The 21,357-nt window shown below is 72.1% G+C and carries 16 protein-coding genes; 8 read left to right on the top strand and 8 right to left on the bottom strand.

What is annotated here, in order from left to right; genetic code table 11:
- Nucleotides 1–175 precede the first annotated feature (175 nt).
- Nucleotides 176–2,611 carry an endopeptidase La gene (lon, locus tag ACIQOU_RS15680; RefSeq protein ID WP_401537247.1) on the top strand — a complete coding sequence of 812 codons (2,436 nt, stop codon included), beginning with the start codon at nucleotides 176–178 and terminating at the stop codon, nucleotides 2,609–2,611.
- 70 nt (nucleotides 2,612–2,681) lie between these two features.
- Here the strand turns inward: lon and ACIQOU_RS15675 are convergent, their stop codons facing one another.
- From ACIQOU_RS15675 to ACIQOU_RS15655, 5 genes are all read right to left on the bottom strand, one after another.
- Nucleotides 2,682–3,131 (bottom strand): hypothetical protein, encoded by a 450-nt coding sequence (locus tag ACIQOU_RS15675; protein WP_401537246.1) that lies wholly within the window; start codon nucleotides 3,129–3,131, stop codon nucleotides 2,682–2,684.
- Between the two features lie 146 nt (nucleotides 3,132–3,277).
- On the bottom strand, nucleotides 3,278–5,065 hold the full coding sequence (locus tag ACIQOU_RS15670) for a hypothetical protein (RefSeq protein WP_401537245.1): 1,788 nt from the start codon (nucleotides 5,063–5,065) through the stop codon (nucleotides 3,278–3,280).
- A 2-nt stretch (nucleotides 5,066–5,067) separates the two neighbouring features.
- Nucleotides 5,068–6,459, bottom strand: a complete 1,392-nt coding sequence (locus ACIQOU_RS15665) for a cytochrome P450 (protein ID WP_401537244.1) — start codon at nucleotides 6,457–6,459, stop codon at nucleotides 5,068–5,070.
- The gene (locus ACIQOU_RS15660; protein WP_401537243.1) at nucleotides 6,456–7,610 is read right to left on the bottom strand and encodes a polyprenyl synthetase family protein; all 1,155 of its coding nucleotides are present in this window, start codon (nucleotides 7,608–7,610) and stop codon (nucleotides 6,456–6,458) included. Before ACIQOU_RS15660 ends, ACIQOU_RS15665 begins: the two co-directional genes overlap by 4 nt.
- 555 nt (nucleotides 7,611–8,165) lie before the next feature.
- On the bottom strand, nucleotides 8,166–8,963 hold the full coding sequence (locus ACIQOU_RS15655) for a lysozyme (protein ID WP_401537242.1): 798 nt from the start codon (nucleotides 8,961–8,963) through the stop codon (nucleotides 8,166–8,168).
- Nucleotides 8,964–9,372: 409 nt separating this feature from the next.
- Between ACIQOU_RS15655 and ACIQOU_RS15650 the strand changes: the two genes are divergently transcribed.
- Nucleotides 9,373–9,765 carry a MarR family winged helix-turn-helix transcriptional regulator gene (locus tag ACIQOU_RS15650; RefSeq protein WP_401537357.1) on the top strand — a complete coding sequence of 131 codons (393 nt, stop codon included), beginning with the start codon at nucleotides 9,373–9,375 and terminating at the stop codon, nucleotides 9,763–9,765.
- A 29-nt stretch (nucleotides 9,766–9,794) separates the two neighbouring features.
- On the opposite strand, the gene ACIQOU_RS15645 is transcribed toward ACIQOU_RS15650, so the two are convergent.
- On the bottom strand, nucleotides 9,795–10,580 hold the full coding sequence (locus ACIQOU_RS15645; protein ID WP_401537241.1) for a protein phosphatase 2C domain-containing protein: 786 nt from the start codon (nucleotides 10,578–10,580) through the stop codon (nucleotides 9,795–9,797).
- A gap of 417 nt (nucleotides 10,581–10,997) precedes the next feature.
- Here ACIQOU_RS15645 and ACIQOU_RS15640 point away from each other — a divergent pair, with 417 nt between their 5' ends.
- From ACIQOU_RS15640 to ACIQOU_RS15615, 6 genes are all read left to right on the top strand, one after another.
- Nucleotides 10,998–13,979: a nitrate- and nitrite sensing domain-containing protein gene (locus ACIQOU_RS15640; RefSeq protein ID WP_401537240.1), complete on the top strand. Its 2,982-nt coding sequence runs from the start codon at nucleotides 10,998–11,000 to the stop codon at nucleotides 13,977–13,979.
- Nucleotides 13,976–14,488 carry a roadblock/LC7 domain-containing protein gene (locus ACIQOU_RS15635; RefSeq protein ID WP_401537239.1) on the top strand — a complete coding sequence of 171 codons (513 nt, stop codon included), beginning with the start codon at nucleotides 13,976–13,978 and terminating at the stop codon, nucleotides 14,486–14,488. The genes ACIQOU_RS15640 and ACIQOU_RS15635 overlap by 4 nt, the downstream gene beginning before the upstream one ends.
- Nucleotides 14,489–14,625: 137 nt before the next feature.
- Nucleotides 14,626–15,009, top strand: a complete 384-nt coding sequence (locus ACIQOU_RS15630; protein WP_401537356.1) for a DUF742 domain-containing protein — start codon at nucleotides 14,626–14,628, stop codon at nucleotides 15,007–15,009.
- Nucleotides 14,990–15,637 (top strand): GTP-binding protein, encoded by a 648-nt coding sequence (locus ACIQOU_RS15625; RefSeq protein WP_401537238.1) that lies wholly within the window; start codon nucleotides 14,990–14,992, stop codon nucleotides 15,635–15,637. The genes ACIQOU_RS15630 and ACIQOU_RS15625 overlap by 20 nt, the downstream gene beginning before the upstream one ends.
- Nucleotides 15,638–15,676: 39 nt before the next feature.
- Nucleotides 15,677–16,933 carry a styrene monooxygenase/indole monooxygenase family protein gene (locus tag ACIQOU_RS15620; protein ID WP_401537237.1) on the top strand — a complete coding sequence of 419 codons (1,257 nt, stop codon included), beginning with the start codon at nucleotides 15,677–15,679 and terminating at the stop codon, nucleotides 16,931–16,933.
- A gap of 396 nt (nucleotides 16,934–17,329) precedes the next feature.
- Nucleotides 17,330–18,430, top strand: coding sequence for a DegT/DnrJ/EryC1/StrS family aminotransferase (locus tag ACIQOU_RS15615; protein WP_401537236.1), 1,101 nt, complete (start codon nucleotides 17,330–17,332; stop codon nucleotides 18,428–18,430).
- A gap of 72 nt (nucleotides 18,431–18,502) precedes the next feature.
- Here ACIQOU_RS15615 and ACIQOU_RS15610 read toward each other — a convergent pair whose 3' ends face one another.
- Nucleotides 18,503–19,678, bottom strand: a complete 1,176-nt coding sequence (locus ACIQOU_RS15610) for a UDP-N-acetylglucosamine--N-acetylmuramyl-(pentapeptide) pyrophosphoryl-undecaprenol N-acetylglucosamine transferase (protein WP_401537235.1) — start codon at nucleotides 19,676–19,678, stop codon at nucleotides 18,503–18,505.
- A gap of 197 nt (nucleotides 19,679–19,875) precedes the next feature.
- Nucleotides 19,876–21,243, bottom strand: a complete 1,368-nt coding sequence (locus ACIQOU_RS15605; RefSeq protein ID WP_401537234.1) for an NAD(P)/FAD-dependent oxidoreductase — start codon at nucleotides 21,241–21,243, stop codon at nucleotides 19,876–19,878.
- Nucleotides 21,244–21,357: the final 114 nt, after the last annotated feature.

The following is a 21,357-nucleotide window of genomic DNA, read 5'->3' as shown; positions in this document are numbered from 1 at the left end:
GAAGCGTGGAATACCTGGTCAGCGGGGTTGTTGTAGCGACCAGGTCCCTCTTGGCCCCCTCGTGTGCTCCCCCTCGGTTCAGGTGATCGCTCACGGCGAACATCAGGTCGGGAACATTCGGCGGCTCCCAAGCATTGAGTCGGCATAGCTCAACTTGACTGCCGAAGGGGAGATCATGGCTTCTGAGTCCAAGGCATACGAATCGTTGACCCTGCCGGTCCTGCCGCTCGACGACGAGGTCGTGCTGCCCGGGATGGTGGTGCCGCTGGATCTGAACGACACCGACGTCCGCGCCGCCGTCGAGGCCGCCCAGGCCGCCGCCCGCGCCGAACCGGGCAAGCCGAGGGTGCTCCTGGTGCCGAGGATCGACGGCACCTACGCGAGCACCGGTGTGCTCGGCACCGTCGAGCAGGTCGGACGGCTCGCCGACGGTGACCCCGGCGCCCTGATCCGGGGCCGCGACCGGGTGCGGATCGGCGCCGGAACCACCGGCCCCGGCGCCGCCCTGTGGGTCGAGGGCACCCGCGTCGACGAGACCGTGCCGGAGCCGCTGCCCGGCCATGCCGCCGAGCTGATGACCGCGTACAAGGCCCTCGCCACCGCCTGGCTGCGCAAGCGCGGCGCCTGGCAGGTCGTGGACCGCGTGCAGGCCATCGACGACGTGTCCCAGCTCGCGGACAACTCCGGGTACTCGCCCTACCTGACCACCGACCAGAAGATCGAGCTGCTGGAGACCGCCGACCCGGTGGCCCGGCTCAAGCTCGCCACCCAGCATCTGCGCGACCACCTCGCCGAGCAGGACGTCGCCGAGACCATCGCCAAGGACGTCCAGGAGGGCGTCGACAAGCAGCAGCGGGAGTTCCTGCTGCGGCGCCAGCTCGAAGCCGTCCGCAAGGAACTGCGCGAGCTGAACGGCGACGGCTCCCCGGACTCCGTCGAGGAGTCCGACGACTACCGGGCCCGCGTGGAAGCCGCAGACCTGCCCGAGCGTGTCCGCGAGGCCGCCCTCAAGGAGGTCGACAAGCTGGAGCGGTCCTCCGACCAGTCGCCCGAGGGCTCCTGGATTCGCACCTGGCTCGACACGGTGCTCGAACTGCCGTGGAACGACAGGACCGAGGACGCCTACGACATCCAGGGCGCCCGTGCCGTGCTCGACGCCGAGCACGCGGGGCTCGACGACGTCAAGGAGCGGATCACCGAGTACCTCGCCGTGCGCAAGCGGCGTGGTGAGCGGGGGCTCGGCGTGGTCGGCGGGCGGCGCGGCGGCGCCGTGCTGGCGCTGGTCGGGCCGCCCGGTGTGGGCAAGACCTCGCTCGGGGAATCGGTCGCGCACGCCATGGGGCGGAAGTTCGTGCGGGTCGCGCTCGGGGGCGTGCGGGACGAGGCGGAGATCCGCGGTCACCGGCGCACCTATGTGGGCGCGCTGCCCGGCCGGATCGTCCGCGCGATCAAGGAGGCCGGGTCGATGAACCCGGTGGTGCTGCTCGACGAGATCGACAAGGTGGGCTCCGACTTCCGGGGCGACCCGGCCGCCGCCCTCCTCGAAGTCCTCGACCCGGCGCAGAACCACACCTTCCGCGACCACTACCTGGAGGTCGAACTCGACCTGTCCGACGTGGTGTTCCTCGCCACCGCCAACGTCCTCGAAGCCATCCCGGAAGCCCTCCTGGACCGGATGGAGCTGGTCCGCCTCGACGGGTACACCGAGGACGAGAAGGTCGTCATCGCCCGCGATCACCTGCTCCCGCGCCAGCTGGAGCGGGCGGGTCTGGTGCCGGACGAGGTGACCATCGAGGAGAGCGCGCTGCGCAAGCTCGCCGGGGAGTACACCCGGGAGGCGGGCGTGCGCACCCTGGAGCGGGCCATCGCCCGGCTGCTGCGCAAGGTCGCGGCCCAGCACGAACTGGGCGAACGGCAGCTGCCGTTCACCGTCTCGGACGGCGAGCTGCGGGCGCTGATCGGACGGCCGCACCATGTGCCGGAGTCCGCGCAGGACCCGGCGGAGCGCCGCACCTCGGTGCCCGGCGTCGCCACCGGCCTCGCGGTCACCGGCGCGGGCGGTGACGTGCTCTACGTGGAGGCGTCGCTCGCCGACCCGGAGACCGGCGCGGCGGGGCTCACCCTGACCGGCCAACTGGGCGACGTGATGAAGGAGTCGGCGCAGATCGCGCTGAGCTTCCTGCGCTCGCGCGGCGCCGAACTGGAGCTGCCGGTCGGCGACTTGAAGGACCGGGGCGTGCACATCCACTTCCCGGCGGGCGCGGTCCCCAAGGACGGCCCGAGCGCCGGTGTCACCATGACGACGGCGTTGGCGTCGCTGCTGAGCGGACGGCTGGTCCGCACGGACGTGGCGATGACCGGCGAGGTCTCGCTGACCGGGCGGGTGCTGCCGATCGGCGGCGTCAAGCAGAAGTTGCTGGCCGCGCACCGGGCCGGGGTCACCACGGTGATCATCCCCAAGCGCAACGAGGCCGACCTCGACGACGTCCCGGCCGAGATCCTGGACCGGCTCGACGTCCACACGGTCAGCGACGTCCGCCAGGTCCTGGACCTCGCCCTGTCCCCGGCGACGAACGGCGCGGTGGGAGTGGGAGTCTCGGCGGCGGCGTGAGCGGGGTGACGGGGGCGGGGTGGGCCCGGTGCCTGCTGGTGCCGGACCCACCGCCGCGCGCGTCCTCTGTTTACGGGTGGTAGATCTCCGCCAGGGCGGTGATCCGGTGCTGCGCGTCGACGTGGGCGTAGAAGTACGGGCTGTTGGCGAGCCGGTGGGTCACCAGCCACTTCGGGGTGACCTTCACCGACGCGGTGTCCCGGACGACCTTGACCAAGGCGCCCGGCGCGAAGGTGAGCGAGCGGGGCGCTCCACTCGGGGTGTAGATGACGTCCTCGTCGTTGTCCTTGTTGACCTTGCAGGTCTCCGGGGTGACGCGGACGACGGTCGTGCCGTGGACGTTCTTGGCGGAGTGGAACTCGACGAAGTGCTGGTAGCCGGAGGGCAGCCGGCAGGGCTGCCACGGGGTGGCTCGGGTGGCCGTGCCCGCCGTACCGGCGCTGGCGGTGGTGCTCGCGGCACCGAGGAGCGCGGTGGCACAAGCGAGGGCGACGACGGCGGAGACGTGACGGTGGTTCATGACCCATCCTCTGCTGCGCGGGCTGCGACGTGCTGCTGACGCCCAGGGAGAGGGTCGGCCGAGGGCGCGGGTTTCCTCCGCGCCGGGCCGTGACGAATCGGTGACAAAAGGGGCGCCGGTGGGGGCTGCGCGGGCTGTGCGGTGCCCTACGCGCAGATCACCCCCACGCCGTCGGTCAGCCTGCCGAACGGGTTGGCCGGGGTCAGTTCCGCCGCGCCGCTGGTGACGCCGAAGAAGGCGCGGCGCAGGGCGTGGCCCGTGGCGGCGGGGAGGGTGAAGGTGGCCCGGATCGCCTCGTCGATGTCCATGACCAGCTTGGCGTCCATGTCGACGGTGTCGCCCGCGCCCAGCACCGCCTGGCGCCAGAAGTCCCCCACCAACGGCTGGAGTCGGGCCGCCTCGGGTGTGCCGTGGGCCGGGCCGTCGGCCAGGGCCGCGTCGAACACCGTCTGCCAGCCCGACGCCAGGGACAGCAGGGCGGCGGTGTCGTCCGGTGCCGCGTCGCAGGCGGTGAGGACGGTCAGGGCCGCCGCCGCGCAGCGGTCCGGGTTCGTCGTGGGGAGGAGGGCTCTGCGGGCGACGCGGGCCGCCCGGTCCGACGCCTCGCGGGGCGGCGCCGGGTGCCAGAGGGGCGTCCAGTCCGGGGCGTACAGGTCGGCGCCCGGCAGGAGGCGGGCCGACGTGCAGCGCGCGTACGCCGCGCGGGTGGCGTCCGTGGCCGTGAACGCGGACAGCTGGCGCCGGACCTGGTAGCGCGGGGTCAGCAGGTACCAGAGGCAGGCGCCCATCGACAGCTCGGCCGCCTCGTCGTGGCCCGGCTGGCCGCACTCGCAGTCCAGGGCCGCGTCCGTGACCTCCGCGAGGGCGGCGCCGTAGCCGGTGGCGGTCGCCGCGCCGCGTACCGACAGCGCGGACAGGAGTTGGTTGAAGCACTCGTGGGCCGCGTAGTCCGCCACCGCGTCGGTGACATCGTTGTACCGCATGATGTTGTCGAGCGCCCGCTGGATCGCGTCGCACTTCGCCGCCGAGGTGAACTCGCCCTGTTCGTCGGCCACATGACGGTAGTGCGCGGAGGCCAGCATCACCCGGTAGTAGGGAGCGATCGCGCCGTCCCAGGAACGGGCGCCCATGTACTCGTCGGGAGTCGGGGGCACCACGTCGGCGTCGCCCTCGACAGCCGCCACATCGCTCGCCATGGCGTCCTTCACCACCATCAGGCCGCCCACCGCGACCATCTCCCGGACCGCCAGCGCCGCCGCACCGCCCGACAGATGCTCCAACCCCTCGCTGGCGGCGGCCAGATAGAGGGCGTGGCCGCCCGCGCCGGAGTCGTCGAAGGCGTCGCAGAAGTCCACCGCCGACGTGAGCGACAGCATCGACGCGCACAGGTCGTGCAGCCGGGCGTCGTCGCCCCGGATGAACTGCCAGGTGTAGACGCTGCCCCACAGGTCGCGCATCGCCACGATCGGGTCCCGCGCATCCGGCACCCGGCGCCGGTACTCCGCCCACAACTCCCGTGTCTCACCGCCCTTCCGGGGCGCGACGGCGGCCAGCCGGGCGAGCCCGGTCGCGGCCGGGGTGGCGTCCCGGCGCCAGAGCCGGGCCGCCTGGACGGCGGTGATCCGGCGCGCGATCTCCGCCAACGGGCCCGCCTCGACGGCCCGCAGGACCTCGGGGTCGTACACCGCCCGCATGACCCGTTCGGCCATCCGGTACCCGGCCTCGGGGGCGGGCATCCTGGCGGTGCCGTAGGGGACGTAGGAGGGCGTGCCGACCAGGTAGGTCGTCGCGCCGGTGGCGTCGGCACCGCCCTCGGTGACCGTGCCGACGGCCGCCGCGAGGCCGAGCGCGGGGCCGCCGAGCAGCCCGGAGCGCTCGACGTCCCAGATGTCCGGCTTGCCCGGCGCCACGGCGGCCGGGACGTCAACTGCCATGGTCAGCTGCTCCGTTCGGCCTTCTCGACGCGCACGAGGGTGCGCGGCGGGATGAGGAGCGCGGTGACCGACGGCTGGTCGTTCTCCGAGCCGGGGCGGTGGGTCAGCTTCCAGCGGCTGAGAACGGTGACGAGGGCGATCGTCGACTCGACGGTGCCGTAGACGTCGCCGATGCACTTGCGGCGGCCGGCGCCCAGGCTGAAGTAGGACTGCCGCTGGAGCGTGGTGACCCGGTCCGGGCCCCACCGGTCGGGGTCGAAGGCCTCCGGGTCGGGGAAGACCTCGGGGTCGCGGTGGGCGATGTACGGGCTGAAGAACACGCCCGCGCCCTCGGGTATGTGCCCCTCCTCCCAGTTGACGTCGGTGGTCGCGACCCGGCTGACGATCCAGGCGGGCGGGAAGAGCCGCAGCGCCTCGGTGAGGACGTTCTGCGTGAACTTCAGCTTCGCCATGTCGCCGTAGCCGGGCGCGCGCAGCTCGCCGCCCTCGCCGTCGCCGAGTGCCTCCTCGATCTCCGCGAGCACCCGGGCGGTGATCTCGGGGTGCCGGTCGAGCAGCCGCAACGTGTAGACCAGCGAGGACGCCACCGACTCCAGGCCGGCGGTGAGGAAGGTGACGACCTGGTCGTAGACCGCCTTGTGCGGGTCGGGTTCGTTCGCGCAGCCCGCGACGACCATCGACATCAGGTCACCCCGGTCGATGCCGTCGGCGCGGTAGGTGTCGACGACCTCGTTCACGACCTTGCGGACGCGGGCGTCGACCTCCTCGTAGCGGCGGTTGACCGGGATCGGCAGCTTGGGGAACCAGCGGCCCGGCACCACCATCCGCCAGTAGACGCCGCTCATGATGTCCGGCACCGACTCCGCGATGCTGGCGGCGGCGGGGCCCGCCACCTCCGCCGAGATCAGCGTGCGGCTGATGACGAGCGTGGTGAGGCGGTGCATCTGCTGGTAGAGGTCGATCTCGTCGCCCTCGCTCCAGGAACCGGCGACCTCCGCGGCGGACTCGGTCATCACCTCGGCGTAGCGCTCGATCCGGCTGCGCTGGAACGCCGGTTGCAGCGCGGGGCGTTGCCGGACGTGGTCGTGGGCGGGGCAGCTGGCGAGGCCGTTGCCGACGTAGTGGCGGACCTTCTCGAAGAGCGGGCCGCCCTTGTCGAAGGAGTCCAACTCCCCTACGTGCAGCCGGTGGACGAGGTTCGGGCGGGAGACGACGTAGGCGGGGCGGCTGCCGATCCTGATGCGGGTGACCGGGCCGAGCGCCGCGAGCTTCTTGAAGAACTCCAGCGGCGAGCGCGCCATGTGGGGGATGTGGCCGACCAGCGGCAGCGCGCCGGGGGCGTCGGGGACCGGTGCGGGCAGGGGGACGGACGGGCGGATGGCCTCGGTGGTCATGAGGTCCTCTCGGTGCTGGCGAACGCGATCCGGCGCAGGGCGTCGGCCGCGACGGGGGGCAGCGCGGCCCGGTCGAGGGCGCGTCGGGCCTGCTCGTAACGGGTGGAGATGAGGTGTTCGACGGTGGCCCTGGCGCCGGTGTCGACGAGCACCTCGCGCAGCCGCTCGGCCTGTTCCTCGTCGAGTTCGGGGTTGCCGAACAGGGCGCCCAGGGTGCGGAGTTGGTGCTCGTCGGCGCGGCCGAGGGCGAGCGCGACCAGCAGGGTGCCCTTGCCGTCGCGCAGGTCGTCCAGGCACGGCTTGCCGGTGGTGCGCGGGTCGCCGAAGGTACCCAGCAGATCGTCACGGAGCTGGAAGGCCTCGCCCAGCGGCAACGCGTAGGTGGAGAGGGCGACGTGGAGGTCGGGACCGGCACCGGCGAGGGCGGCCCCGAGGTGCAGCGGCCGTTCGACGGTGTACTTCGCGGTCTTGTAGCGGGCGACCCGCAGCGCGCGTTCCTCGTCGTGGTCGGGGTTGTCGGTGGCGACGAGGTCCAGGTACTGCCCGAACATCACCTCCCACCGCATGGTGTCCGCGACCCCGCGCACCGTGGCCAGCCGGGAGGGCGGGAACCCGGCGGTGTAGAGCAGTTCGTCCGACCAGGAGTGCGCCAGGTCGCCGAGCAGGATGGCGGCGTGCTCGCCGAGCCGGTCGGCGTTGCGGTGCCCCGCGTGGTGCGCGGCCAGCGCCCGGTGCAGGGTCGGGGCGCCCCGGCGCAGCGGGGTGCCGTCCATGACGTCGTCGTGGATCAGGGCGAACGCGTGGAACATCTCCAGGGACGCGGCGACCTGCACCACCCCGGCCGGGGGCGTGCCCTTGCCGCCGGCCGCGTACCAGCCGACCACACACAGCAGGGGGCGCAGCCGCTTGCCGCCGGAGAGCACGAACTCCCGTACCAGGTCGGTGACTTCGGCGGGCAGGCCACGGTCGGCCGCGGCCCGGGACTTGGTGTCCAGGAAGTCGGCGAGGACCCGGTCCACGGCATGGCGTACGGCCGTGAAGTCGATGTCCTGCGGCGGGGGAGTACCGCGTGCCGCCGTCCGGGGGATCGTCGCCGGGGGAGTCGACGGCAGGACGGGTGGGGCCGCGAGCGAGTGACGTTCAGTTCTCATCGGCACTTCCAAGTGGCGTACACGGACAAGTGGCGTACACGGAACGGGAGTCGCGGAAGGTCGTGCGGGCAGGCCGGATCGACCGCCGGCGCGGGCGGGGGAGCGGGGGTGGCGAAAAGGCGACCGGTGTCGGGGGTGACGGGTGCGCCGGGTGCGGACTGGGGAGCGGGGGTCGGCCTCGGCCGTGGTGCCGGAGGGATCGGGCGACCGGATCACGTCCACCGATGTCCGGTCGAAGATCGCTTATGAGCGATTGCGACGATAAGGGCGTCTCAATCTGCTCGGCAAGAGGCCCACATTTTTCGGTTATGCGAAGTAAGTCGACCCCGAAGTAGCGATATCTGTTGGATTGTCAGCATTCAGTGCGGGAAAAGTGGAGTGCGACACCCCGCCCACCTCTCACGTGTGAATCTTCAAGTTCCCCACTCTTCACCGGACCACCACAAAAAACCGCCAGTCCCACAGGACTGGCGGCTGGTTCTTTTCTCGTACCTTTACCGTTTTCCCAGGTGGCCCACGGGTTTCTCCCGGTCGACCGCCGGGCGGCCGACCGGCTCAGCCGTTCGCCAGGGCGACGACGCGGTCGAGGGCGCCGTTGAACTTGTCGTGGTCGCCGACCGTCGGGCCCGACGACGTGTACTGCCACATCGTGTAGAAGTCCCAGCCCGCCGGGAGGGTCCCCGGGTCGGAGGCGTAGCGGGCGATCCACAGGGGGTTGGCGGTCGCGAAACCCGCGTAGTTCCCGGTGCACTGGGTCCACCAGGTGGTGGCCGTGTAGATCACCGCGTCCCGGCCGGTCCGCGCGCGGTAGGTGGTCAGGAAGTCCGCGATCCAACTCACCATCGCACTCGCCGACTTGCCGTAGCAGGCGTCCCCGTACGGGTTCCACTCGATGTCAAGCACGCCCGGCAGGGTCTGGCCGTCCTTGGACCAGCCGCCCCCGTTCGAGGCGAAGTAGGCGGCCTGGGTCGCGCCGCTCGTGGTGTCCGGCGTCGCGAAGTGGTACGCGCCCCGGATCATGCCGACGCCGTAGGAGCCGGTGTACTGCTGGGCGAAGTACGGGTTCGTGTAGTAGGTGCCCTCGGTCGCCTTGGTGTAGGCCCAGCGCACCCCGCTGCTCCACAGGGTCGACCAGGCCACGTTGCCCTGGTAGGCGGAGACGTCGACGCCCTCGGTCTGGGCGGCGCGGGTGACGGGGGAGCCGGCGCTGCCGTCGTGGGCGAGGACGCCCATGCCGAGGTGGGCCGAGCCCCGGACGGGCGTGTCCGCGGCCGCCGCCGGGACGGCGCAGGTCAGCGAGAGGGCGGCGAGCAGGAGGGCGGCGAGGAACGGGCGGGGTCTGCGCAGGGGCATGGCGATGCCTCCGAAGGCTGGTGATGCTCGGTGGGGGGAGGTGCGTGCACAGCGGTGCGGGGAAGGTGCTGTGATGGCGTGCGCATGCCCGTCGGGTGCCTGCTGACGACGCTACGCGCGCAGAACGGCCACGGGGAAGAGGGCCGGGCGACGCCGTTGGTCTAAGCCTGCGAAATACTTGCCGAGCTGCGGCGATGACGGCGCCCGGTGGAAACTTTCAAGTCCGGGAAACCGCGCCGGGACACCGGCCGGACCGACCTAGGCAGGAACTGACGTGCACGGAAGCGCAAAGAGCAGCGCGAGCAGCAGTGCGAAGAGCGGCCCGCACGGCGACGCACACCGGCCGGACCCGGCGGCGGCGACGCCCGGCGCCGACCGCGAATACCTGTCCCTGGAACGGGAGTTGACGATGCTGCTGCGGCGCGCCCGGGCCAACCAGGGGGAGATGGCCCGCGAGGTCCATCCCGACCTGGAGTCCGCCGCGTACGGGCTCCTGGTCCGCCTCGACGAGTGCGGACGGCAGCGGGCCACCGCGCTGGCCGCCTACATCGGCGTCGGCAAGGCCACCATGTCCCGGCAGCTGCGCGCCCTGGAGGACCTCGGCCTGGTCGCCCGCGAACCCGACCCCGCGGACGGCCGCGCCTGGCTGGTCCACCTCACCGAGGAGGGCCGCCGCCGGGTCGGCCAGGTCCGCGAGGCCCGCCGCGCCCGCTACGTCAGCCAGCTCAGCCACTGGGAACGCCACGAGGTCGCCGAACTGGCCCGCCTGCTCGGCCGGTTGAACGACGGCATGGACCGCTGAGCGTCGTCCCGCGCCCCGGCCCGCCCGCCCTACAGCTCCGCGTAGGCCACCGTCGCGTCGTCGTGGGTCTTGCTGCGGCGCAGGAACTGCCGTCGCGTGTCGGCGAGTTCGAGGTCGCGGACCCGGTCCACCAGGGATCGGGCGCCCTCCTTGCGGATCACCGCGAGGCAGTCCGCCCAGTCGCCCGCGTGGAACGTCTCGACCCAGCGCGTCGCCCCGTCCGTGAGCGCGGCCAGCGCCCGCACCTCGGAGCGCGGCGTGCTCCCCGTCACCGCCCGCGCGGCCACCGACGGATCGGCCGCCGCCGTGAAGAAGCCGCCCTCCTTGTTGCGCAGCTCCGCGTCGACCAGCGCCTCCGTCGCCAGCGCCGACCGGGGCTGCCGGGCCAGCCGGTCGTCCAGGACCGGGGTGACGGTCCCGTCGGGCGCCTCCAGGAGGAGCGCCGAGTCGCACAGCACGAGGTGCTCGACGGCGTCGTCCTGCCAGCGCGCCAGGGCCACCGTGGCCTGCGGGGTACGCGGGTGAGAAAGGTCACAGGTGTCCGCGTGGGCCGCCGCCGTCCGCGCGATGGCCAGGCTCAACGCCTCGGCCAGCGGCATATTCAGGCGGGAAACGGTCAGTTCGGTCAGCGCCCCGCCGAGCCGCGCCGTGAACCACGGCACCGAGTGCACGCACCCCGTCCCGCCCTGCGGCGGAGTCACGCCGTCCAGCACGACGACGGCGCCGCCCCGGCCGGACGCGGGGAGGGCGACCCCGGCGAAGTCCTCGTTGGGCCGGGCCCGGTCACCGGGTTCCGAGACAAGTTCCGTACGCATCCGGCCAGTCTGCCCGACGTCCGCGCGAGCCCCGCAGAACGCCGGTGGCGCTCCTCGCCGTTGCGGTAGCCGTGCAGGTCAGACGCCTGATTTGGGGCGGATTCGGGTGTCGGGGCGGCGAGCGGCGACGTATCTTGCCATCGGCCGCCGCCGACGTCCAACCGGCCCACCGCACCAGAGCGGCACGCCCGGCGTCGGGACTTGCCCGCCAACTACCCTCCGATGTTCACTCCTTCGAGTGGCAGGTCGGATGATGCGCGGCCACTGCCCACCGGCACTGGGAGGGTCGGGCCCCGGTGGGGGCACCCCCTGCTCGCACAGCAGCCGAGCACCTGGGGGAAGGTGTACGCGCGGAGGCATCGGATGACGCGATGTCGCCCGGGCCATGGGTTTCACGAGTCAGGAATGCGAGCACCGGTGCAGAAGACGCGGCCTCGTCGCACGAGCAAGCAGACGGACCCCGCGGGGGGCAGCCCCGAGACCGGCGTTCCCGCGATCGGCAAGGGCCGCCCCACCCACGTACGCAACCGGCTCATCGTCGCCGTGGCGGTCGTGGCCGCCGCCATCGCCGCCGCCGGAGCGCCCACCGTGCTCGCCGCGTCCGGGCAGCTGAACGACGACCAGAACCTGGTGACGCTCGCCGGGCAGACCCAGAACGCGCTCGGCCTCGCCCACTCCCTGGCCGACGAACGCGACGAGGTCACCGCCTACATCGCGGCCGGACGCCCCAAGTCCAAGGCGCCCACCGAGCAGCGCAGCGCCCGCGTCGACCGCCAGGTCGAGGACCTGCGCGCCGACACCGACACCCCCGGCGCCCTGCGCGACGACCTCGACGGCATCGCCGCCCTGCGCCGCTCCGCGCTCACCGGCCGCTCCAGCGCCCTGGAGGCGCACGACGCCTACTCGGCCGCCATCACCGAACTGCACCGGCTCGCCGAGCAGTTGGCCGAGCAGCTGCCGCCGAGCGCCGGGCCGGGCGGCTACGCGCTGGCCGAACTGGACTCCGCCGTCCAGCAGGCCGCCGCCGCCCGCGGACTGCTGCTCGCCGCGCTGAGCGTGCCGCGCACCACCCAGACCGGCATCGACCCGCTGACCGGCCTCGCCTCGACGACGACCACCTCCACGGCCGCCGACGCCAAGCAGCGCGACGCCCTCACCGCCGCCGCCCAGCAGGCCCGGCTGCGCTCCGACGCGGCCCTCGCCGACTTCCGCGACACCGCCCCGCAGACGGCCCGCGCCTCCTACGACTCCACGGTCACCGGCCCCGAGGTCAACTCCGCCGAGAAGTACCTCGCCGCCCTCACCGACCAACCCTCCCTCTCCAACGCCGAGTTGGGCACCGACGCCACCAAGGCCGACGCCGCGCTCTCGGCCCGCGTCGACCTGATGCGCGGCGCCGAGTCCGCCCTCTACGAGCGCCGGGCCAAGGACCTCGCCCAGCTCCGCGACGACGATGTCACCGCCCTGGAGATCAGGGTGGCCGCCCTCGGCGCGCTGCTGCTGCTCGCCCTCGGCATCACCACCGGCATGGCCCGCACCCTCACCCAGCCGCTCTCGGTGCTGCGCCGCGGCTCGGCCCGGCTGGCCCAGGCCGAGAACCCGGCCGCCGAGGAACCCGTCGCGTTCACCGGCCGCAACGACGAGTTCGCGCAGGCCGTCCGCTCCGTCAACGCCCTGCACGCGCAGGCCGTCGCCCTGCACGAGCGCGTCACCACGCTGGAGTCCGACCGCAAACACCTGGTCGGCCAACGCCAGCGGATGGCCGACGCCCGCGAGGAACTCCGCGCCGAACTCACCGACTCCGCCCAGCAGTTGGACGCCCTGCGGGAGAGCATCGGCTCCACCTTCGTCAACCTCGCGCTACGCACCCTCGGCCTCGTCGAGCGCCAACTCGCCGTCATCGAGGGCCTGGAGGAGCGCGAGCAGGACCCGGAGCGGCTCGCCACCCTCTTCAAGCTGGACCACTTCGCCACGGTCATGCGCCGGCACAGCGAGAACCTCCTCGTCCTCGCCGGTACCGAACACGTCCAGCAGAGCGCGGGCCCGGTCCCGCTGATCGACGTCGTGCGCGCCGCCGTCAGCGAGATCGAACGGTACGAGCGGGTCCGGATCGCCGCGCTGCCGCCGCACGCCCATGTGGCCGGGTTCGCCGCCGACGACGTCTCCCATCTGCTCGCCGAGCTGATGGAGAACGCCACCGCCGCCACCCCGCCCGAGCGGCCCGTCGAGGTCTCCGGCTGGCTCCTGGAGAGCGGCGAGGTCATGCTCTCCGTGCAGGACGAGGGCATCGGCATGGCCGCCGAGCGGATGACCCGCCTCAACACCCGCCTGACCGAGTTCGACCCGGAGTCCCCCTACGACCAGGAGGGCGAGGAGGGCCTCGGCCTCGGCCTCTACGTCGTCGCCCGCCTCGCCCACCGGCACGGCGCCCGGGTCCGGCTGCGCGAGCAGAAGCAGGGCGGGGTGGCCGCCGTCGCCGTGCTCCCCAAGACCCTCCTCGCGGCCGCGCCGTCGGCCACCGTCCCGGCCCCGGCCACCGCGTCCGCCGCCGGATCGACGCCGACCGGCCAGGTCACCCTGCCGGGCGCCGACGCCGAGGCCAATTCCAACGTCCTGCACGCCCGCGCGACCCACCCCGACCCGCTTGTGGCCCTGGCGGAGGAGGCGGTCCGCGAGGCCCACCCGGAGCCGGCGCCCGAGGCAGACCCCGAGGCCGACCCCGACTCGACGCCGGACGCGACGCCCGAGACGACGCCGGAAACGACGATGGAACTCCTCATCCCGGCCCAGGACTCGGGCCCGGACGCCGAGGAACGGCCCACCGGGCAAACGGAGTTGGCCGAGGCCCCCGAGGGCACGGCACCGGGCACGGCGCAGGCTGCCGGGGCCGAGCCGCCCGGCCGGACCGGGGCTGCCGGGGCAGAGGTGCCGACGCCCGCACCCGTCGCCGTTTCAACTCCCCTTCCCGACACCGTCGTTGACGATGAACCGGGGTCGCCCGCCGTCGATGACGCCGCGGCCGAGCATCAGCGTGCCGACGATGGTGAGGCCGGGCATCAGCGTGCCGACGACGGTGAGGCCTGGCACCGGCGCGCCGACGACGGTGACGAGAGCGGCGAGGACGAGGTCACCGACAAGGGCCTCCCCAAACGCACCCCGAAGATCACCGCACCCACTCCGCAGCAGCGCCCGCACAACGCGTCGGTCGATGCCGACGCGCTCCGCCGCCGTCTCGGTGGCTTCCGCCGGGGGGCGGAGGCCGGTCACCGCGAGGTACAGGCGGAAATCGCCGAACACACCGGACAGACGAAGGCACCGGCCGCCCCGGCCGCGCCCTCGACCGTTCCGGGCGGCACCGAAGAAGCCACGGGGGGCACAGTCGAGGAGGCAAGCAGTTGACCGCGCCCAGTACCTTCGGACTGAGCAGTGAGGCCCGCAACCTGCACTGGCTGCTGACGAACCTCGTCGAGGAGGTGCCCGGCATCCAGTCGGTCGCCGTGGTCTCCTCCGACGGCCTGCTCCTGCTCTCCTCCGACCCCGGCCAGAACGAACAGGCCCGGCAGCCCGGCACCGGCAAGCCCCGGGGCCCGCGCGGCTCCGCCGCCGATCTCGCCACCATCGTCTCCGGCATCGGCAGCCTCACCGTCGGCGCCGCCAAGTTGATGGACGTCGGCGCCGTCAAGCACACCATGGTCGCGATGGACGAGGGCAGCCTGTTCGTCATGTCCATCAGCGACGGCTCACTCCTCGGCGTGCACGGCTCGGCCGACTGCGACATGAGCGTCGTCGCCTACCATATGGCGCTCTTCGTCGGCCGCGCCGGACATGTGCTGACGCCCGAACTCCGCAGCGAGCTACGGAAATCCTTGGAGACCGAGTCGGCCGAGCCCACGGGGAGCACCCGATGAGCAGCACCAGTGGCAGTTCCCCCAAGCCTTCCCAGTCGTCCAAGTCGCCCAAGTCGTCCCAGTCTTCCAAGCCTTCCAAGTCACCGAAGGACGCGAAGAGTTCGGCGCCCTCGCCGTCGTCGAGGTCGCAGCTCCCGGTGCGCGGCGGCGACCGCAAGCCCGCCCGGGTGCGGCCCTACTCGCTCACCGGCGGGCGCACCCGTTTCGGCCATGTACTGCTCGTCGAGACGCTGGTGGCGGCGCTGGACGCGCCCGAGGAACGCAAGGAACTCCCGAACGGGTCCCTCGCCACCCGGGTCATGCCGGAGATGCAGGCCATCGTCGAACTGTGCCGCCGCATGCGCACGGTCGCCGAGATCGCCGCGCTGCTGAAGATGCCGCTCGGCGTGGTCCGCGTGCTCCTGAGCGACCTCGCGGACCAGGGAAAGATCCGTGTGTACGGAACCGGCACCGGACACGGCACAGGCCGTCCGGAACGCGCACTGCTGGAAAGGGTGCTGAGTGGACTACGTCGTCTCTGACGTCACCGACGCCGCCCGGGGCGTCACCCCTCTCGTCGACGACGACGAGAACCTGAAGTCATGGGAAACGGACCGGACCCAGGCCCCGATCGCCACCAAGATCGTGGTGGCGGGCGGGTTCGGCGCCGGTAAGACGACGCTGGTCACGGCCGTCTCGGAGATCACGCCGCTCCAGACCGAGGCGCTCATGACGCAGGCGAGCGAGGAGACCGACGATCTCTCCGCCACGCCCGGCAAGTTGACGACCACGGTCGCCATGGACTTCGGCCGCATCACCCTCGACGACGACCTGGTGCTCTACCTGTTCGGCACGCCGGGCCAGCAGCGGTTCTGGTTCATGTGGGACGACCTGGTGCGCGGCGCGATAGGCGCCGTCGTGCTGGCCGACACCCGCCGCCTCAAGGACTGCTTCCCCGCCCTCGACTACTTCGAGAGCTGCGGCATGCCCTACGTCGTCGCCGTCAACCACTTCGACGGCAGCGAACTGTTCAAGCCGGAGGACGTCCGCGAGGCATTGACGATCCCCCCGCACGTGCCTGTAATGATCATGGATGCCCGGCGCCGGATCTCGGCGATCGAGACCCTGCTCGCCCTCGTCGGCCACGCCCTAGAGGAAACCCCCGAGTAGCCCAGCCCTCGTCAGCCCCCGGTAGGAGACACCACCCGCATGCGGAAGATACTCGTCGTCGGAGCCGGTCAGTCCGGACTCCAACTCGCCCTCGGACTCCAGTCGAACGGCTACGAGGTCACCCTGATGTCCAACCGGACGGCGGACGAGATCCGCACCGGGCGGGTGATGTCGACGCAGGTCATGTTCCACACGGCGCTCCAGCACGAGCGCGACCTCCAGCTGAACTTCTGGGAGTCGCAGGCCGCCAGGATCGACGGCCTCGGCGTCTCCGTCGCCGCCCCCGGCTCCTTCGACCCCGGCCCCTCGCAGCGCGTCATCGACTGGGTGGGCACGCTCGACGGGTACGGCCAGTCGGTCGACCAGCGGGTCAAGATGGCCGGCTGGATGGAGACGTTCGCCCAGCGCGGCGGCCAACTGGTCATCCACGGCGTCGCCGTCTCCGACCTCGACTACTTCTCCCGCGCCTACGACCTGGTCCTGGTGTCGGCCGGCAAGGGCGAGCTGGTCTCCATGTTCGGCCGGGACGCGTCCCGTTCGCCCTACAGCGAGCCGCAGCGCGCCCTCGCGGTGTCGTACGTGCACGGCCTGGCCCCGCGTCCGGAACACCCGGACCTCGAAGCCGTCCGCTGCAACCTGGTCCCCGGCGTCGGGGAACTCTTCGTCATGCCGACGCTCACCACCTCGGGCCGCGCCGACATCCTGTTCTGGGAGGGCATACCCGGCGGCCCCCTCGACGCCTTCACCGGCGTCAAGGACCCGGCCGAGCACCTCGCCCTGACGCTGGACCTGATGAAGACGTTCGTCCCCTGGGAGTACGACCGCGCCACGAAGGTCGAACTCACCGACGCGGGCGGCACGTTGGCCGGCCGGTACGCGCCGACCGTCCGCAACCCGATCGGCCGGCTGCCCGGCGGCGGCCTGGTCCTGGGCGTCGCCGACGTCGTCGTCGCCAACGACCCGATCACCGGCCAGGGTTCCAACTCCGCGTCCAAGTGCGCCGCCGCCTACCTCGCGTCGATCCTGGAGAACGCCGAGAAGGAGTTCGACGAGGCCTGGATGCGGGCCACGTTCGACCGGTACTGGCAGGAGGTGGCGCAGCCCGTCACCAAGTGGACCAACGCGATGCTGGCCCCGCCGCCCGAGCACGTCCTCAACCTGATCGGCGCCGCAGGCCAACTCCCCCCGGTCGCCGACCGGTTCGCCAACGCCTTCGACGACCCGTCCGACTTCGAGCACTTCTTCTACGAGCCCGAGAAGACGGCCGCCTACCTCACGTCGCTCACGGACGCCTGACCCACAAGGCCGACGACCGGGCCCTGCCCCGGGGGCCCGGCCCCGGATGCCTCACCGACAGGGTGACGCCGCCCGCCGCCCCGAGCACTCGCGAACGACCGCAGCCCCGCCCGGCGCCGACCGTCGGCCGGGAGCCGCGCACCGGGGGCGTTCAAGAACCTGGCCAAGTGGCTGGAGTGGGTGGACGAGGTCGCAGCGCGGCTGGAGGGCAGGGTCTCACCGGCGGGCAGTTGACCATCGATCTCTTCCTGCGGGACGGCAGGTCGATGATGACCTGTGTCAAGGAGCAAGAGTTGGTCGCCGGGGGTTTCGTCGTCAGGCGGATCGGCACGGTGGAGCTGTCCCCGGCGGAGCACGACCACCTTGAGACGAGTGCCGAACGGCTGTGCCGTGCGCTTGGCATCGTCGACGGGCCAGCCAACTTCGACCTCGTCCTCGGTGCGGACGGTCAGGCGCGGATCATCGAGGCCAACCCACGTCTCAGCGGCGACAGAGCGCGGCGTCGTCGCGTTCCTCGGCGTCGACGACGCCGTGGCGGTCACCTCCGGCACCGCGGCTCTGCACACCGCGCTGCTCGCCGCCAAGGTCGGCCCCGGCGACGAGGTGATCGTCCCCTCGATGACGTTCTGCGCGACGGTCCAGGCGATCTTGTCCGTCGGCGCCACCCCGCGGTTCATCGAGATCAACCCGGCCACCCTGTGCGTGGATCACCAACTCGTCCTGGAGGCGGTCACCGCGGCCACTGCCGCCGTCATGCCGGTCCTGTTCGGTGGCCGGGCTGTGGACCTCGGTCCAATCCACAGCGAACTGGACGAACGCGGGATCGCCGTCATCGAGGACGCCGCCCACGCCTTCGGGTCCTCCAACGGCACCCGCCATGTCGGTGCCACCGGAACGTTGACCTGCTTCTCATTCGGTCCGGTCAAGAACCTCACCTGCGGCCAGGGCGGCATGGTCATCCCGCGCACCCCACAGGAGGCCGACGTGATCCGCAGGACCCGCCTCTTGGGCGTGGTCCCGTCCCAGGACGAACGCGCGAACACCACCAACTACCGCGTGGAGGGTTTCGGCCTGCGCTACCAGCTGTCCGCCCTCAACGCCGCCATCGGCCTGGTCCAGCTCGACGGCTTCCAGGCCGCCGCGCACACCCGCCGTCACCTGTGGCGCACCTACCGCGAAGCCCTTGCCCCGCTGGACAGGGTGACGCTCGTCGACGTCGATGTCGACCACGCTGTTCCGCATCTGTGTCAGATCCGCGTACCTCACCGCGATGAGGTGTTCGCCAGTCTCCGGCGCCGGGACATCGGGGTGGGTGTCCACTACCCGCCCAACCATCTCCAGCCCGCGTTCGCCGCCTGGCACCGCTGTCTGCCGGCCACCGAACGGGCAGGCGAGGAAATCCTCAGCCTGCCGTTCCACCAGCACCTCACCGAAACTGACATCGACCGCGTGGTGAACTCACTCGAACAGGCCCTCACATCGGTCAGAGGATCGTGATGCGCAAGATCCTGACCGCATGCCTGGGCGACAGCCCCGCACATCGAACGCCGACGCTCGCGGTCCTGCTGATCAGACGGAGGCGGCGGACAGCACCACGTCCACGAGCCGGTCCGCCGCGTCCGGCCGCCCGTGCGTCCGAACCCGCTCCGCCATGGCCGCCCGCCGGGCAGGGTCGGTCAGGAGCGGGCCCACGGCACTCTGTAGAGCAGCGCCCGTCACCTCGCCGAGCAGAGCGATCGCCGCCCCCGCGTCAGCCAGGTGCCGGGCGTTGTGGGCCTGCTCGTTCCCGGCCGACGTGGCGAGCGGGACGAACACCGTCGGCTTGCCGAGCGCGGTCAGCTCCGCCAGCGTCCCCGCCCCGCTCCTGGCCACCACAACGTCAGACAGCGCGAGTACGTCCGGCAGCTCCGTCCCGAGGAACCCGGCCACGTGGTAACGGCCGGCGAGGACCGGGTCCAAGGCGGCGGCGGCCGAACGGAGTTCGTCCACGTTCGCCGGACCGCACTGGTGGATCACGTTCGCGTGCGTCAGGAGCCAGGGCAGTACTTCACGAACAACACCATTGATCTGCTGGGCGCCCTGCGCGCCGCCGGTGACGTAGACGGTTGGAAGACGCCGGTCGAACCCGTACAGGCTCAGCGCCTCCATCGCCTTGTCCGCGCGGCCGCCCAGTACTTCCGGCCGCACAGGATTCCCGGTGACGACCGCACGCTCGCGCACCTCTGCGGGCAGCAGCGGAAGGGAGGACTCCGAGGACACCGCGATCCGCGTTGCCGAACTCGCGAGCTTCCGGTTGGCAAGCCCCAGCCGGACCGTCTGCTCGTGCAGAACCAGCGGAACGCGGCACAGCCGAGCCGCCAGCCCGGCCGGGACCGCCACGTACCCACCCGTCGCCAGGACCACGTCCGGCTGGAAGCCGGAGACGATCGACCGGGCCTGGGCAACGCCGAACGGCACCCGCGCCATGTCCTTCACGTTCGCGGCGGACAGCATCTTCAGCGGATTCGACGAACGACGGATCTTCCCTGTCGCCACTGTCCTGAACGCGATCCCCGCCTCCGGAGCGACACGCGCTTCGAGACCGTCCGCCGTCCCGATCCACAGGACATCCAACGTGCTGCCCTCATCTGCGAGGCGGCCTTGCAGGGTACGGATCGCCGTCAGGGCCGGGTAGGTGTGACCGCCAGTGCCTCCGCCCGTCACGAGCAGCCGGAACGAACGCGGGAGCACGTAGGGAGTATTCACCCCCGCACCCTACTGGCGCCCAGCCGCTCACGCTGAAGTGCGGCAGACGGACATCGCCCCGGACCCGGCTGCCGGCCACCGGCGGCTGCTTGGCCGTGAGCAGCTCGCCCCTCGCCGAGCCGCGCACCTGGGGCGTGCGCACCGGGGGCGTGTGAACTGGGGAGCCGCGAACCGGGGGCGTTCAGGTACCGCCGCTGTCAAAGTCGCCTGCTATTGCTGCTGCCGCTTCCGTTGCGGCGGCGGGTCGTGCGGGACATGATCCGGGGGGAGAGCAGGCTCTCGGGGCGGCGGTTGAGGGAGAGCACGGCGAAGAGCGCCTCCGCGACCAGCGGGTCGGTGTTGGAGGTCGCCAACACCCGTCCCATATAGCCCTGTTGGAGCCGCGTCAGCAGTCCCGGTGTCGGTCCTTCCACGTCCGGATAGCAGCGGTCCTCGCCGGTCGCGATCGCCCAGGCGCCCCGTGCCCGCTGGGCCACGGCCCGCTGGATCTCCCCGGACCTGGCCGCGAACTGTGCCGCGCCGAGGGTGGACAGCTGCCGGGCGATCTCCTGTGCCTGGGTCGCCGCGACGCTCATGCCGTGCCCGTAGACCGGGTTGAACCGGCACAGGGCGTCCCCGACCACGAGGAACCCGCGCGGCGGGCGGTCGGCGCGCTCGAAGTGGGTCCATTCGTTCGCCGTCGCCCGGAAGGCCACCGGGTCCGACAACGGCTCCGCGTCCGCGAGCGCCCGCGCCAGCTCGTCCGAGCGCAGCGACGCGGCATACTCCCACCAGGCCTTCTCCTCGACCGGCGGCTGGTGCGCGCCCTGTCCGATGAGGGTGACCAGCCAACGCCCGCCGTCGATCGGGTTCATCACCCCGCCGCGCGGCAGCTCCGCGTTGCCCTGGAGATACATCGCCTTCCAGCCGGTCCCGGTGTCCGGGCGGCGGAAGTACCGTGAGGAGTAGCCGAGATGGGCGTCGATCCGCTCCACCGCCGGTGCCGGGCGGCCGAGTTGGGTCAGCCATTGCGCGGGCCGCGAGCTGCGACCGGCGGCGACGGCCACCAACTCGGCGTCCAGGGTGGCCTCTTGGCCGACCTCGCCCCGTTCCCGGAGCCGCACTCCGGTCACCGCTTCGGTGCCGTCGGCCGCGACGAGCCCGGTGACCTCGTGCCGGTCCAGCAGGGTGATGGACGGGGACCCGTCGAGGACGCGGTGGCGCAGGGTGGCTTCCAGCAGCTCGCGTGAGACGGAGAGGTAGGACGCTCCGGTGACGCCGGTGAACCACTCGGCCGGGGACAGCCACCGCATCTCCTCGGGCGCCCCGACGAGCGACGCCCCCGCCGCCTCCAACTCCGCGACGGTGCCCGGCAGCAGCGCGTCCATCGCCGCGAGACCGCGCGACCAGAAGATGTGCACGTGCCTCGCCTGCGGAACGCCCGCGCGGAACGCGCCCGCCTCGCCGGTCACCGTGTCCCGCTCGATCACGGTCACCCGCGCGAACCGCCGCGCCAGCACCTGGGCGGTGAGCAGCCCGGACAGCCCCGCCCCCACCACCACGGCGTGCCCCGTCCTGTCAGCCATCAACACCGGCCTCTCCCTTGGCAGTTGGACTCCGTGGCGGTTGCGTTCCGCATCATCGCGCACACCAGAAGTGAGCGACAGGGTGCGTGGGGCGGGGGTGTGGGGCGGGGGTGG

It is taken from the genome of Streptomyces sp. NPDC091279, from assembly GCF_044757465.1.
Taxonomy (GTDB): Bacteria; Actinomycetota; Actinomycetes; order Streptomycetales; family Streptomycetaceae; genus Streptomyces.
The sequence above is the reverse complement of the archived record's forward strand: the minus strand, read 5'-3'. Positions and strand labels throughout refer to the sequence as shown.